The organism is Arthrobacter bambusae, from assembly GCF_030812595.1.
Lineage (GTDB): Bacteria > Actinomycetota > Actinomycetes > Actinomycetales > Micrococcaceae > Arthrobacter > Arthrobacter bambusae_B.
The window spans coordinates 236,997-251,003 of sequence record NZ_JAUSSZ010000003.1 but is presented as its reverse complement, the minus strand read 5'-3'; the positions used below and the strand labels follow the sequence as shown (position 1 = coordinate 251,003).

At 65.2% G+C, this 14,007-nt stretch carries 12 protein-coding genes; 8 read left to right on the top strand and 4 right to left on the bottom strand.

What is annotated here, in order from left to right; genetic code table 11:
* The first annotated feature begins 63 nt into the window (after positions 1-63).
* From J2S96_RS06520 to J2S96_RS06485, 8 genes are all read left to right on the top strand, one after another.
* Positions 64-1,407, top strand: coding sequence for a sensor histidine kinase (locus J2S96_RS06520; protein ID WP_306861082.1), 1,344 nt, complete (start codon positions 64-66; stop codon positions 1,405-1,407).
* Positions 1,404-2,090: a response regulator gene (locus J2S96_RS06515; protein ID WP_306861080.1), complete on the top strand. Its 687-nt coding sequence runs from the start codon at positions 1,404-1,406 to the stop codon at positions 2,088-2,090. Before J2S96_RS06520 ends, J2S96_RS06515 begins: the two co-directional genes overlap by 4 nt.
* Positions 2,091-2,176: 86 nt before the next feature.
* The gene (locus J2S96_RS06510; RefSeq protein ID WP_306861078.1) at positions 2,177-4,162 is read left to right on the top strand and encodes a penicillin-binding transpeptidase domain-containing protein; all 1,986 of its coding nucleotides are present in this window, start codon (positions 2,177-2,179) and stop codon (positions 4,160-4,162) included.
* Positions 4,163-4,330: 168 nt separating this feature from the next.
* The gene (locus J2S96_RS06505) at positions 4,331-5,644 is read left to right on the top strand and encodes an FAD-dependent oxidoreductase (RefSeq protein ID WP_306861302.1); all 1,314 of its coding nucleotides are present in this window, start codon (positions 4,331-4,333) and stop codon (positions 5,642-5,644) included.
* A gap of 145 nt (positions 5,645-5,789) precedes the next feature.
* Positions 5,790-7,472, top strand: coding sequence for an ABC-F family ATP-binding cassette domain-containing protein (locus J2S96_RS06500; RefSeq protein WP_306861076.1), 1,683 nt, complete (start codon positions 5,790-5,792; stop codon positions 7,470-7,472).
* 80 nt (positions 7,473-7,552) lie between these two features.
* The gene (locus tag J2S96_RS06495) at positions 7,553-8,131 is read left to right on the top strand and encodes a sugar O-acetyltransferase (protein ID WP_306861074.1); all 579 of its coding nucleotides are present in this window, start codon (positions 7,553-7,555) and stop codon (positions 8,129-8,131) included.
* 2 nt (positions 8,132-8,133) lie between these two features.
* Positions 8,134-8,721: a TetR/AcrR family transcriptional regulator gene (locus J2S96_RS06490; protein ID WP_306861072.1), complete on the top strand. Its 588-nt coding sequence runs from the start codon at positions 8,134-8,136 to the stop codon at positions 8,719-8,721.
* A 94-nt stretch (positions 8,722-8,815) separates the two neighbouring features.
* Complete coding sequence (locus J2S96_RS06485; protein ID WP_370873030.1) at positions 8,816-9,940, top strand: MFS transporter; 1,125 nt, start codon at positions 8,816-8,818, stop codon at positions 9,938-9,940.
* Between the two features lie 54 nt (positions 9,941-9,994).
* Here J2S96_RS06485 and J2S96_RS06480 read toward each other — a convergent pair whose 3' ends face one another.
* From J2S96_RS06480 to J2S96_RS06465, 4 genes are read right to left on the bottom strand one after another with little or no spacing between them, the layout of a single operon-like run.
* A complete protein-coding gene (locus J2S96_RS06480; protein ID WP_306861068.1) occupies positions 9,995-10,402 on the bottom strand; it encodes a hypothetical protein in 408 nt (135 codons plus the stop codon).
* Positions 10,403-10,457: 55 nt separating this feature from the next.
* The gene (locus tag J2S96_RS06475; RefSeq protein ID WP_306861066.1) at positions 10,458-11,705 is read right to left on the bottom strand and encodes an ABC transporter permease; all 1,248 of its coding nucleotides are present in this window, start codon (positions 11,703-11,705) and stop codon (positions 10,458-10,460) included.
* Positions 11,702-12,430 carry an ABC transporter ATP-binding protein gene (locus tag J2S96_RS06470; RefSeq protein WP_306861064.1) on the bottom strand — a complete coding sequence of 243 codons (729 nt, stop codon included), beginning with the start codon at positions 12,428-12,430 and terminating at the stop codon, positions 11,702-11,704. The genes J2S96_RS06475 and J2S96_RS06470 overlap by 4 nt, the downstream gene beginning before the upstream one ends.
* Positions 12,431-12,436: 6 nt before the next feature.
* Entirely contained in the window at positions 12,437-13,981 is a 1,545-nt protein-coding gene (locus J2S96_RS06465) for an efflux RND transporter periplasmic adaptor subunit (protein ID WP_306861062.1), read from the bottom strand.
* Positions 13,982-14,007: the final 26 nt, after the last annotated feature.

Below are 14,007 nucleotides of genomic sequence, written 5' to 3'. Positions count from 1 at the left end.
ATTGGGCCCGGATGGCGCGGAACTAGGGCAAAAATGCCGGCGGCCGAGGCTAGGCTGGAGAGCATGCAGGGAGACGATTTGCCGCAAGCCACCGCAAAGCCTGCGCCGCAGGCCCAGCACGGTGACGCGCATCAGCCGAGTGGCTCCGCGGTGATTCTGCGGGTCCTGCGCGTGAGCTTGCACGTGGGATTCGCGGTGCTCTTATTGGTGGCGGTGGTGAGGCTTGCTGTCGCGGGCCTTTCGCCTTTCACCACCGGGGCAGGCCTCGGCCTGGCGCTGCTACTGGCGGCCGTCTATCTCTTGGGGACGGTTCTTGAAAAGCGACATGCCGCCAATTCCGGGCGTTTCGATCCGAAGCCATACGCGCGCTGGTGGCTCGCCGTCGTAGGTTTCCTGTGGCTGCTGCTCATGCTCATCAGTCCGGACTTCGCTTGGATGGCTTTCCCGCTGTTCTTCCTGCAACTGCACATCTTGCCCCGACGCACCGCTCTCCCAGCGATAGCTGCAAGCACCGCACTCCTGGTCGCGGCAATGTGGTTCCATAATCGTGGTGCCGGGGCGGACGCCCTGCAACTCGCCATGGTCCTCGGGCCCGTCTTCGGGGCGGCCTTCGCAGTTGTCACAGGCCTGGCGTATCGGGCGCTCTACGTCGAAGCAGAGAACCAACGCCTCGCCGCCGAGGAATTGCGCCGCACCCGGGCCGAGCTGGCGCGCAGCCAGCACGACGCCGGCGTGCTGGCTGAGCGTGAAAGACTCGCCCGCGAAATCCACGACACCCTGGCGCAGGGATTCTCGAGCATCGTCCTGATGGGGCGCTCGGCGGAGAATGCCCTCGACGCCGGTGACGACGTAGCGGCCCGTGACCGCCTTCGGACCGTCCGGGAGACAGCGGCCAGCAACCTCGCGGAGGCCCGCAATTTTGTGCGCGGGCTCGGCTCTCCGGAGCTGGACGAGTCCAGCTTGGCAGACACCCTGCGGCGCCTATGCAGCAAGACCGAAGCCGAGGCAGCCGCACGCGGAGCCACATTGCGCTGCCGCTTCGAGCTCCAGGGCACGCCGCGCCCGCTGCCCAATCCTTATCGGACCACCTTGTTGCGGGCGGCGCAGTCTTCCCTGGCGAACGTGTGGGCGCACGCCCACGCGGGCACCGCCGTCGTCACCTTGTCGTTTCTGGACGCCGAAGTGACCATGGACGTGTTCGACGACGGCGCGGGCTTCGATCCCGCAGCGGCCGCTGCCGCGGCAAGCCGCGGTGACGGAACCGGCGTCGGGCTCAAAAGCCTCCGCGAGCGGCTCGCGGCCCTTGATGGAAGCCTCGACGTCGAGTCGGCTCCCGGGGAGGGAACGGTGGTGGCGGTCCGGCTGCCCCTGGGTGCGGGCAACCCCGTTCCGGAAGCGGCCTCATGACCAAAAACATCCGGGTCTTGCTTGTTGACGATCATCCCGTGGTCCGCGCAGGGCTTCGGGCCATGTTGGGCGACTTGGAAGGAGTCCACGTCGTGGCGGAAGCGGCCGACGGCGGGGCCGCATTGGCGGAACTGTCGAAGCTCCACACTCTCGGCGAACCCGTGGACGTGGTTCTCATGGACTTGCAAATGGGCTCGGGGATGGACGGCGTCACGGCCACCGGCAAGATCAAAGCCGGTGAAGCAGGGACTCCCCCGCCGCCGGTCCTGATCCTGACCACATACGACAACGACGCCGACATCCTCGCCGCGGTGGAAGCCGGAGCCAGCGGATACATGCTCAAGGATGCGCCGCCGGAACAAATCCGCGAGGCCGTGGTGTCCGCGGCAGCGGGCCAGACGGCCCTTGCACCCGAGGTCGCGGCGCGGCTCATGGGCAGGATCCGCAATCCGGTGAACGCCTTGAGTGCCCGTGAAGTCCAGCTCGTCGAGCTCCTTGCCACCGGCATGAGCAACCGGGCCATGGCGAGGCAACTCTTCATTTCCGAGGCCACGGTCAAGACACATTTGGTGCATATCTACGGCAAGCTCGGCGTCGACAACAGGACCGCGGCCATCGCGGTGGCGACCCAACGCCGGATCATCCGGAGCCCCGAGGATCCGCGCGGCCCGGCGCGAGCCTGAACCATCACAAACCTGGACCATCACAAAAGCGCAACGTGGTGTGCTTTGGATCATTCCTGTCGGTTCAAGAAGGCATAATCGTGCAAATGGGGAAAACTAAGAATATTGTCCTGGCGCTTACCGCCCTGATGATTGCCGGCTCGCTGTCTGCTTGTGATGACGGCCGCTCCGGGGCGGAGGGCGCGGCCAAGCAACTCGCCTCGTCTCTGGCAGCGCTCGACGTCGGATCGCTTGCCGTGGACGGCAAAGATGCCGCAGCGGCAAACGAGCAGCTCAAGGCGGTGTTTGCGGCCCTCGATCCGGCCAAGCCTTCCGTTGAAAGCGGCGCGGTGAAGCTCGACGGCGACAAAGCGACCTTCCCGCTCAACTTCACGTGGAAGATCGGGACCGCGGAGTGGAAGTACACCTCCCAGGCAGCGCTGAAGAAATCGGGCGACAAATGGGCCGTCCAATGGGCGACGACCCTCTTGGAGCCGGACCTGAAGGAAGGCGAAGTCCTCGACAAAGCGATCACTCCCCCGGCCAGGGCTGAAATCCTGGGCGCCGGGGACGCCAAATTGATCAGCTACCGTCCCGTGGTCTACGTCGGCATCGACAAAACCACGATCGGATCCGCGGATCCTGCTGCTTCGGCCGCGAAACTCGCACAAGTTGTCGGCGTGGACGAAGCCGCATACGTGAAACAGGTCCAGGCATCGGGTCCGCAGGCTTTTGTCAGCGCCATAACCCTGCGTCAGGACGGCCGGCCGATCACGGACCAGCAGATTGCTGCGATTCCCGGTGCCCGCGCCATTCCTGATTCCCTGCCTTTGGCGCCCACGCGCACTTTTGCCCGAGCAGTGTTGGGCAGCGTGGCTGAGGCAAGCGCCGAACAGATCCAAAAGGCCGGAGGGGCCCTCAAAGCGGGGGACGTCGTCGGGACCGGCGGCCTGGAGGAACAGTACGACGCCCAGCTCCGTGGCCAGGATGGAGTCTCCATCAAGGTCCGGCCACCAGGCATGACCGACGACCAGCTCAAGGCAGCCAAACCGGATCCCCGCCGGGTCCTTTTTTCCGTCGACACGAAGCCCGGCGATCCCCTGAAGACCACGTTGGATCCGCGCTTGCAGCAACTCGCTGAAGACACCCTGGCGGGCGTTGGCCCGGCTTCGGCAATCGTGGCGCTCCGCCCTTCCACCGGCGCCGTCCTCGCAGCGGCCTCCGGCCCCGGAAGCAACGGCTACAACACGGCAATGCTGGGCCAGTACGCGCCGGGCTCCACGTTCAAGATCGTCGACTCGCTCGCCTTGATCCGCAATGGGATGACGCCGGATTCCAAAGTTGACTGCACGCCGACAATCACCGTGGACGGTCGGACCTTCAAGAATGCCGAAGGCTATCCGGCGTCGTCGCTCGGCTCCGTTACTTTGCGTGACGCATTTGCCCATTCGTGCAACACGGCCTTCATCAGTTCACGGGACAAGGTCAGCCAAGCCCAGCTCGAATCTGCGGCACATTCCTTGGGATTGGCCGTCCAAACCCCCAAGTTGGGGACCGACGCCTTCCTAGGCTCCATCCCCGGAAACGCTGACGGCACCGAGCACGCTGCTTCGATGATTGGCCAAGGCAAGGTGCTGCTTTCTCCGCTGGCGGCGGCCGTTATGGCCGCCTCCGTGGCCCACGGCGCGCCGGTTTCGCCCCAGCTCGTCCTGAACCAGGGCTCGGTCTCCCCCTCCGCGGGTGCCACTCCGACGGCGTCCGGCTCGCCGTCGTCGTCCGCGTCTCCTGCCGCGTCCCCCCTCGCTTCGCAGCCCGACAAGCCGGTTACCCCGGCGGAGGCGGCCGCGCTGAATGACATGATGAGGGCCGTGGTGACCTCCGGCCACGCCGGTTTCCTTGCCTCGGTGCCGGGTGCTCCGGTGGGCGCCAAGACCGGGACGGCCGAATTCGGAAACGACAACCCGCCCAAGACGCACGCCTGGATCGTTGCGGTGCACGGAGACCTGGCTGTGGCAGTGTTCGTTGAAGACGGCGGCCTCGGAGCAACAACCAGCGGCCCCCTGCTCAAGTCGTTCCTGACCGCGGCCGGCTGACGGCCGCGCCGGAGGACGCTCGCAGGAGGATCGGGCATTTAGGCGCTATATGTGAGCGGGCGTCGTTGGAAAACGGGAGATACGTGAGCGGGCGTCGATGACGCCGGCGGCACCTGGAAACCCTCTGGACAGGCCATCCGGGCGGATGCACAATTAATTCAACGCTTGATGAATTCTTTGCGGGAATCCTTGGGGGTGGCCATGGACCAGTTCGAAAGCACCACTTGCGTCGTCGTGGGCGGGGGTCCCGCCGGGGTGATGCTCGGACTCCTTCTGGCCCGGGCCGGCCTCGAGGTCACCGTCCTCGAAAAGCATGCCGACTTCCTTCGCGATTTCCGCGGCGATACCGTCCACCCCTCCACCATCCGGCTCTTGGATGAGCTCGGCCTCGGCGAGGGATTCCGCGCGCTGCCCCAAAGCAAACTCGGCAATTTCAAGCTCCCCACGGGCGGCAATGAGGTGACCCTGATCGACTTCGATCGCCTCAAGCCACCCTACGATTACGTAGCCATGGTTCCGCAGTGGGACCTCCTGAATTTCCTGGTGGATGCCGCACGGGAAGAGCCGCAGTTCACGATCCGGATGAACACCGAGGCCACTGATCTGCTGTACGACGACGGCGGGAAGGTCGCCGGGGTGGCGTACCGCACCTGGGACGCCGCGTCCGGCGTCGAAACCGGCACGGGAGAGCTTCGCGCGACGCTGACAGTGGCATGCGACGGCCGCAGTTCGGTGATCCGGCATAAAGCAGGGCTTATCCCCCGGGAGTTCCCCGTGCCGTTCGACACATGGTGGTTCAGGCTCTCCAGGCGCGCGGACGAACAGGAGCGGCTGGCCTCGATCATGCCCCGATTCTCTGGCTCCGATGTGCTCCTCAGCCTGACCCGCAAGGACTTCTACCAGATCGCCTACATCGCGGAGAAGGGCAAGGATCCGCAAATACGTGCCGAAGGGGTGGAGAGTTTCCGTGCCCGCGTGGCCCGCATCCGCCCGGACCTGGCGGACCGCGTGGACGAAATCGGATCCATGGACGATGTCCATTTGCTTGATGTGAAGCTCAACCGGATCAAGCCGTGGCACAAACCAGGCCTCCTCCTCATCGGCGACGCCGCCCACGCCATGTCCCCCGCAGGTGGCGTAGGGATCAACCTGGCCATCCAGGACGCTGTCGCCGCGGCCCAGCGTATCGCCCGCCCCTTGCTTCAGGGCACCCTCGGCGAGGCCGAGCTCGCTTCAGTGCAGAAGCGGCGCTGGTTCCCCACGGTGGTGATCCAGAATATGCAGCTCCTCATCCAGAAGGCGGTCTTCAGCCCCGCAGTTAAAGGCCAGTTGGCGGGACCGCCGGGTCCGCTGGTCTTCATCGCACGCCACGTGCCCTGGTTCCGGAAACTTCCGGCCCTCATGATCGCCTTCGGCCCCCGGCCGGAGCACGCCCCGGACTTTGCCCGCCGGAAAACCGCCGCGACCCGGAAACCGGCATGAGCCGGGGTCGCACGCCGTCGTCGTCCAAGCGCCGGGGCCAACAATCCAGCGCTACCTCACTGGCGCCGTTACCGGCGAACGGCCGGTCTTGCCGGGCGAAACGGGCAACTGAGGAGTCCCACGTGGTCCGTGGGAAGATTGGGCGGTGGCCCATATTGACGTTTCAGGCATCGACTACTTCCTCTCCGACGGCACCCAGCTGCTCAACGGCGTGACCTTCAAGGTCCCGGACGGCAGCAAAACAGCCCTGATCGGGCCCAATGGAACCGGCAAGACCACCCTGTTCAAGATCATCGCCGGCGACCTCACGCCCGACGAAGGAGTGGTGGGCCGTTCCGGCACCATGGGCATCATGCGCCAGTTCGTCGGCCAGGTCCGCGATGAATCAACCGTTCGTGACCTGCTCGTTTCAGCGGCGCCGCCGGCCCTCGCCGCGGCTGCCAAGGCAGTCGACGAGGCGGAGCTCGCCATGATGGAGCACGACGACGAGCCCACCCAGATGCAGTACGCGCAAGCGATCGTGGACTGGGGAGACGCCGGAGGGTACGACGTCGAGACCGTGTGGGACGAGGTCTGCATGGCCGCACTGGGCATCCCGTTTGACCGCGCGCAGCACCGCCCGGCGTCGAGCCTTTCGGGCGGCGAGCAAAAGCGGCTGGTGCTTGAGGCGCTCTTCTCCGGCCCGGACCAGCTGCTGCTCCTGGACGAACCGGATAACTACCTAGACGTTCCCGGGAAGCGCTGGCTCGAAAGCAAACTCAACGAATCCAAGAAGACGGTCTTCTTCATCAGCCACGACCGCGAGCTGCTCAACAACGCCGCGGGCCGCATCGTGACGCTCGAGCCCGGCATCAACGGTGCCGGCGCCTGGGTCCACGGCGGCGGATTCGGCACCTATGTGGATGCGCGTATCGACCGCAACGCGCGGTTCGAGGAACTGCGCAAGCGCTGGGACGAGGAGCACCTGAAGCTCAAGGAACTCGTGAACATGTACAAGACCAAGGCCGCGTTCCGCTCGGACATGGCCAACAAGTACCAGGCCGCGCAGACCCGCCTCGCCAAGTTCCTGGAAGCCGGTCCGCCCGAGGCGCTGCCGCTGGAGCAGAACGTGCACATGCGCCTCAAGGGAGGCAGGACAGCCAAACGTGCCGTGGTGGCTGAAAAGCTTGAACTCACGGGCCTCATGAGGCCGTTCTCCACCGAGATCTGGTTCGGCGACCGCGTGGGCGTCCTCGGTTCCAACGGCTCGGGCAAGAGCCACTTCCTGCGGCTCTTGGCAGCCGGCGGCACGGATCCCGAGCGTGAGCACCTGCCGGTGTCCGACGTCGAGATCGCTGAAGTCCCGCACGAAGGAACCGTGAAACTGGGTGCCAGGATCCGTCCGGGATTCTTCGCGCAGACCCATTCCCGTCCGGACCTCCTTGGTCGGACGCTCCTGGACATCCTCCACCGAGGCGACGAACACCGTTCCGGGCTGGGCCGCGAGGCCGCCTCCGGCGCGCTTGACTCCTACGGGCTGGTGGGCTCCGCCGAGCAGAAGTACGAGTCGCTCTCCGGAGGGCAGCAAGCCCGCTTCCAGATCCTGCTCCTCCAGCTGTCAGGTGCCACGCTCCTGCTCCTGGACGAACCCACGGACAACCTGGACCTCCACTCGGGCGAAGCCCTGGAGCGTGCAATCGACGCGTTCGAAGGTACCGTCCTGGCTGTCACGCACGATCGCTGGTGCGCCAAGTCGTTCGACCGCTTCCTGGTCTTCGGTTCCGACGGCAAGGTCTACGAATCCGCCGAGCCGGTCTGGGACGAGTCCCGGGTGGAGCGGGCGCGCTAAATCTGGCCCTTAGTGGGGTTCCACGGCGCCCGCGTGCGGTCGACTTCCGTGCGGACGCAACGATGTGTACGATCGTACGCATGGCCGATTACTTCGCAGGCGACCCCCGCACGAACCGTGAACGAATGCTCGCAGGTGACCTCTATATTTCCGACGATCCCGAAAGTGCCAAGGAATCGCAGCGAGCTGTCGTCCTCCAGTCGAAGTACGCCGCCGCCTACGTCGAGGATCCGGACGCCGCACGGCCCATCCTCGAAGAGCTCCTGGGAAGCCTCGGCGATGAAGCCCACATCAAGCCGCCGCTCTACGTTGACTACGGCACCTACCTCACAGTGGGCGCGCGGACCTTCATTAACTACAACCTGACCGCCCTGGACGTTGCCCCGATCACTATTGGGGAAGATTGCCAGATCGGGCCTAACGTCCAGCTCCTCACGCCGACCCATCCCGTGGAACCGCAGCCTCGCCGGGACCGGCTGGAGGCGGCAGAACCTATCACCATCGGAGACAACGTCTGGCTCGGCGGCGGAGCGATCGTCCTTCCGGGAGTGAGCATCGGGGACAACTCGGTGATTGGTGCGGGCGCCGTGGTGACCAAGGACATTCCCGCCAACTCGCTTGCCGTAGGGAATCCGGCCCGCGTTATCCGGGAGATTTGACCATGGCCTCCAGGCGTTTTGATCCGGAACGCAGGGATAGGATCATCGACGCCGCCCTGGACGTGATCGCGACCCAAGGCGTTGCGGGCGCTTCGCACCGCAAGATCGCCGAGCACGCGGGAGTTCCGCTGGGCTCGATGACGTACCACTTCGTCAGCATGGACGAGCTCCTGACGGAGGCGTTCAGGCGTTTCGCAAACTCGATCGCCGACCGCTTCGACCAGCAGTTCGGTGAAGCGGCGGACGTCGACGGCGCCCGGCAGGCTGTGGTGGACTTGATCCACCTCGACTTGCTGGATTCCCAGCGGGACCTGGTCCTGACGCACGAGCTCTATACGCTCGCCGCCAGGAAGCCGGTGTTCCGCCGGATCACGCGGGACTGGATGGCCCGGAGCAGGAGGGCCCTGGGGTTGCATTTCGACCCCGAGACCTGCAGGATGCTCGATGCCTTGATCGAGGGACTCTTCATCCACGCCGCCCTTGACATCGAACCGCATGACCGGGCTATCGCCGTCGAGGCCGTTGCCCGCATTACCACCCCGAGCGAAGCCCACCTCGCTCGGGAAACCAAAGAACCGAACCCGACGTGAATATCTCTGTGGAAGTTGTGACCGTAAGACCACCAGCACCAAAACCGTCCAAAACGTGAACGGCGCCGCAATCGCCACTTTCCTGGTCTTCGGCATGAACGGTCTGGTCTTTGCCAGTTGGGCAGCCCGCATTCCTGCCGTGATGGAGGCCTTGAGCCTCGGCTCGGGGCAGATGGGCACCCTGTTGCTGTGCACCGCCGTCGGGTCCCTTGTGGCGCTGCCTTCCGCGGGCTGGGTGGTCGGCAGGATCGGTACGGCGCACACCATTCGTTCCGCCGGAATGCTCGTTGCCGTCGCAGGCACTGCCGTCGCCTTCTCGCTCATGGCCGGTACCGTCGCGGGGACCGCCTTGGCGCTGTTCTTCTTCGGCGTGGGGATCGGTTTATGGGATGTGTCCCAGAACATCGAGGGGGCCCACGTCGAACACCGGCTCGGGCGAACCATCATGCCGCAGTTCCACGCGGCCTTCAGCGGCGGCGCCTTTGTGGGCGCCTTGATCGGCGCGTGGCTTTCGGAGATCGGGGTCGGGCTGCCGGAGCACCTGCTGGTGATCGCCGGCGTCGTGGTGGTGTTGATGCTGATCGCGCCGCGTTACTTCATGCCCCATGAATCCGCAACGGCAGTGCCCGACGGCGGCGCGCCGTCTGTCAACGGTCCCTCGGCCTGGCGGGACTCACGCACTCTGTTGATCGGCGTGGTGGTGCTCGGCGCGACCCTCACGGAAGGCGCCGGAAACGACTGGATCGCCAAGGCGACGGTGGACGGCCTGGATGCTTCCGAATCGACCGGCGCCCTCTTGTTCGCGCTGTTCGTGGCCGCGATGACCCTAATGCGGTTTTTTGGCGGCCGCGCGATCGACCGCTTCGGGCGGGTTGCGGTGCTTCGGGCAAGCATGGCTGCCGCTGCCGTGGGGCTGGCACTCTTCGTCTTCGCGGGAAGCCTCATCCTTGCCGGGGCGGGTGCCGCGCTGTGGGGTATCGGCGCTGCCTTGGCGTTCCCGATGGGCATGTCCGCCGCCGCCGACGACCCGAAGCACGCTGCCGCACGGGTCTCGGTAGTCTCCACAATCGGCTACATCGCGTTCCTCGCCGGTCCTCCGCTCCTCGGCTACTTGGGCGACCACACCGGAATCCACATGGCTTTGCTGGCCATAGGCGTTCCGATCCTGATTGCCTTGTGGTTGGCCGGCGCCGCGAAGCCGCTCGTTAAAGAGAACTGACCCGCAGCCGTCGCCTCAAAGCGACAACTGCGAGCCAGTCGGTGACCAAAAGGCCTACGGAGCTGACGTGGCGGGCGCCGACGGAATTGCAGTCGGCGACGCTCCGTTGCTGGGAGCGCCGCTCTGCCGGTTCCGGCCTTGGCCGCCGTTGAAGTTCTGGAACTGGCCACGGCCAGGACGGGTCTGTCCCGCGTCCATTGCCTTCGTGACGCCGACGCCGGCAAAGAACCCGACGGCAACCAGCAGGATGGCGAGGAGGATCTGCGTCAGTCGACCCATCTGGAAACGCTTCTTGGGCACGAACGGCTCCGAGGCCTGGGGCTGGCCCCAACCCTGCGCGGGGGGTTCCTGGCCGGTGGCCTGGAGAACCGCGGTCGGCTGTCCCGCGTTGGGGTATTGGGTGTAGGGCTGCTGGGGCTCCGGCTGGTTCATGGGGCCGGGCTCCGGTGCTGAATAGGACATTTATCGATCTCCTGTTGGCTGTTTCTTTTAAGTGCTGGGAGTAGGACTGTGGCGGCTATTCGTACCGCAGGGCGTCGATCGGCCGGAGTTTCGCGGCTTTGTTGGCCGGGTAGATTCCGAAAATCAAGCCGATCGCGGCTGATACCAGGAAGGACAGCCACACGGTCCACCACTGGACTTCGGGTTGGGTTCCGAGCAGGGGAAAGGCGCTGCCGATGTAGCCGGCGGCAATGCCCAGAACCCCGCCGATAAGCGAAATGATGAGCGATTCGATCAGGAACTGGCTCACGATGCTGCCCCGCGAGGCTCCGATCGCCTTGCGGATACCGATTTCGCGGGTACGTTCCGTGACCGTGACAAGCATGATGTTCATGACGCCGATTCCGCCCACCAGGAGCGAAATTCCGGCCACGGCGCCCAGGAGGACGGTCAGCGTGGCCGTGGTGTTGGTGGCCGTAGTGAGGATCTGCGCCTGGTTCCGCACTTGATAGTCACGGTTTGCAGAGGTGACGTTGTGCCTGGCATCGAGGATCATCTGAACCTCGTTCTGGGCCTGGTTCATCACGTCCGCTGACTTCGCTTGGACGCTGATGGATGCGAGGGACGGCGAATATCCGGTGAACTTGTCCTGGGCTGCACTGTAGGGGATCACCACAATGTCATCCGGATCGTTGAGGCCCGAGGAGCCCTTTTGAGCCAGGACGCCGGAGACCACGAAGTTCTGGCCGTTGAGGGCGATTGTCTGCCCCACCGCCGAGGTGACCGAGCTCCCCACGAGGTCCTGCGCCACGGTGTTTCCGATCACGGCCACGGCGGTACCGTTGCTGGCGTCACCTTCGCTGAAGTAGGACCCTGCGGCGAGCGTGTCGTTCGAAATGGAAAAGTACGACGGCGTGGTCCCCACGAATGTTGCGACCGCGTGGGTTGCGTCCTGGTAGGTGCCCGTGACGTTCTGTGCCGTGACCACCGGCGCCGTTGCGGCGACGTCGGGGGCCATGACGGGGTCAGTCAGCGCGGCCATGTCCTGGAGCGTGAGGTTGGTGCCACGGGACCGTGGACCTGTGACGGCTTGTCCGCCGCCTGCGGCGCGGCCGCCCGCCGTCGTCTGGCGGCTCACCGTGAGCACGTTGGTTCCCAGTTTGCCGATCTGGGATTTGATGGCGTTGGAGGTTCCGGCGCCGACGGCCAGCAGGATGATGACGGAGGCGATGCCGATCAGGATGCCCAGGGTGGTGAGGATGGAGCGCATCTTGTTGGCCATCACCCCTGTCAGGGCGAAGCGAATGGATTCGGCGATCATCATGCCGGGACCGCCGTCGCTACCGGGTGGGCGTGGACGTCCCGAAGCCGGTGGTCCTCAATGATGCGCCCGTCCTGGAACCGCACAACCCGGTTGGCCCGCGCCGCGACGTCGGCCTCGTGGGTGATCATGACGATGGTCCGGCCGTTGGCGTGCAACGACTCGAAGAGATCCAGGATTTCGTGCGAGGACTTGGTATCCAGGGCTCCCGTAGGCTCGTCGGCCAGCAGCAGCACCGGGTTTGTCACGAGTGCGCGGGCGATGGCAACGCGCTGCTGCTGTCCACCGGAGAGCTGTGAAGGCTTGTGGTCGGCCCGTTCGGCCAAACCCACTGAGCCGAGCACTTCCAAGGCCCGCTCGCGCCGTTCCTTGCGGTGCACTTTGGCGTAAGCGAGCGGCATGGCGACGTTGTCCACTGCCCGCGTGCGAGGTATCAGGTTGAAGTTCTGGAAGACGAAGCCGATTTTCCGGTTGCGGATCTGGGCGAGCTGGAATTCGTCCAAGGTGCCGGTATCGATGCCGTCCAGGCGATAAGTCCCCTGGGTGGCGCCGTCGAGGCAACCGATGATGTTCATCATGGTGGACTTTCCGGAGCCCGAGGCACCGATGATGGCCACGAAGTCGCCCCGGTCGATGGAGATGCTGACGGAATCAAGTGCCCGTACTTCGGCCTCCCCTTTGCCGTAGATCTTGCTCACGGAGTCCAGTTGGATGACGGCGTCGTTCACGGTTTCTTACCCGCCATTTCCGCGGTTGCCACCGGTGCCGCCAGTAAAGCCGGAACCGCCTGCGCCACCGAATCCACCCGTACCGCCAAATCCGCCCGTCCCGGTCCGTCCAGTGCCGCCGGTGGTGTCCAGGGTGGAGGAGATGGCTGGGAGTTCGATCTGATCGCCCGCGCTAAGTCCGGTGAGCACCTGGGTGCGGCCGTTGTCCGTGATCCCGGTGGTGATGGTCACCGGCGTCGCGGTCCCGTTCTTCATCACGTTGACGGTCTGTTTGGTTCCGGTGGTGGTGATGGCCAGCGACGGCACGGTCAGCGCGTTCTTGGCGGTGGCCGTGGTAACCGTGATGTTGGCGCTCTGCCCGAGTCGCAGGGCAGCCGGAGGGTTCTTGATGGAGATCGTCACCGGGTAGCTGACCACATTGTTAGTGGTTGTGGCGTTCTGGGCAATCGCGGTGATGGTCCCGGTGACCGGTGCCGCGGAGGGGTCGGTCTTGAGTGCCGGGAAGGTGAAGGTGGCTGAGTCGCCGGTCTTCATGGCGGCAATGTCCGATTCGGCGAAGTTGGCGATGACCTGCAGGTGCGCCGTGTCGCTGATCGTGATGAGACCGGAAGACGATGTGCTCGCGGCGCTTGTGGAAGCGCTGCTGGAGGAACCGGAGGCTCCTGAGGAACCGGAACCCGCGGATCCGGAAGCGGATGAGCTGGAGCTGCTCCCGGCGTTGCCTCCGACAACCGCGTTCACGGCGGTCACCGTACCCGAAACCGGGGCGGCGAGGGAGCAGGACGCAAGGTTCTTCGTCGCGGTGTCAACGGCGATCTGGGCAGATGTCGTGTTGGACGTGGCGCCGCCACCGTTTTGGGCGGAATTGAGGGCGGTTGCGGCCGACGCAAGTTGCTCTTTGTCCTTGAGGGTCGAGCTGGCTTGCTGGTTGGCTGCCTGGGTCAGCGCTTGGTTGTCCTTCGCCAGCTGAGCCTGCGCCGCGGTGAGGGCGGACTGGGCTGCCTGGTTTTTCGGCTGGGCAGTGGCGGTGGCCTGCGCAGAAGAGACAGCTGCGTTGTCGTTGTTTACTGCTGTTTGCGCGGCGGCCACGGCACTGGCTTGCTGGCTCGCGTCCAAGTCGGCCGTCTGTTGGGCATTGGCCAGGCTCTGGCTCGCAGATGCTACCTGGTTGCTGGCTGAGGCCTGCTGTTGGTTTGCCTGAGCCGCGGCGGAATCCAGCTGGGCCTGTGCCACTGCCAGGGCGTTCTGGGCGTTCGTCGGATCAATGGTGACCAGCACTTGCCCGGCGGTGACCTGCTGACCGGTCACCGCGGAGACCGTGGCGATGGGCCCCGTGCAGTTCTGTGCATTGATGACCGTGGTGCTTGCGGGCGAAACGTTACCGCTGGCGGTGGACACCGCGGTGAGGTCCGCTGTGCTGACCGCGACGGTGCGTGCGGTGGTGTCGGAGGCGGTTTGCGGCGCGCCGTTCAACACGAAGAAGGCACCGGCGGCAATGCCGACTACGGCCACCCCGATGCCGCTGTTGATGAGTTGAGGCTTTGAGAGCATGCCCGAAGACTATGGTCGTTGCCTTG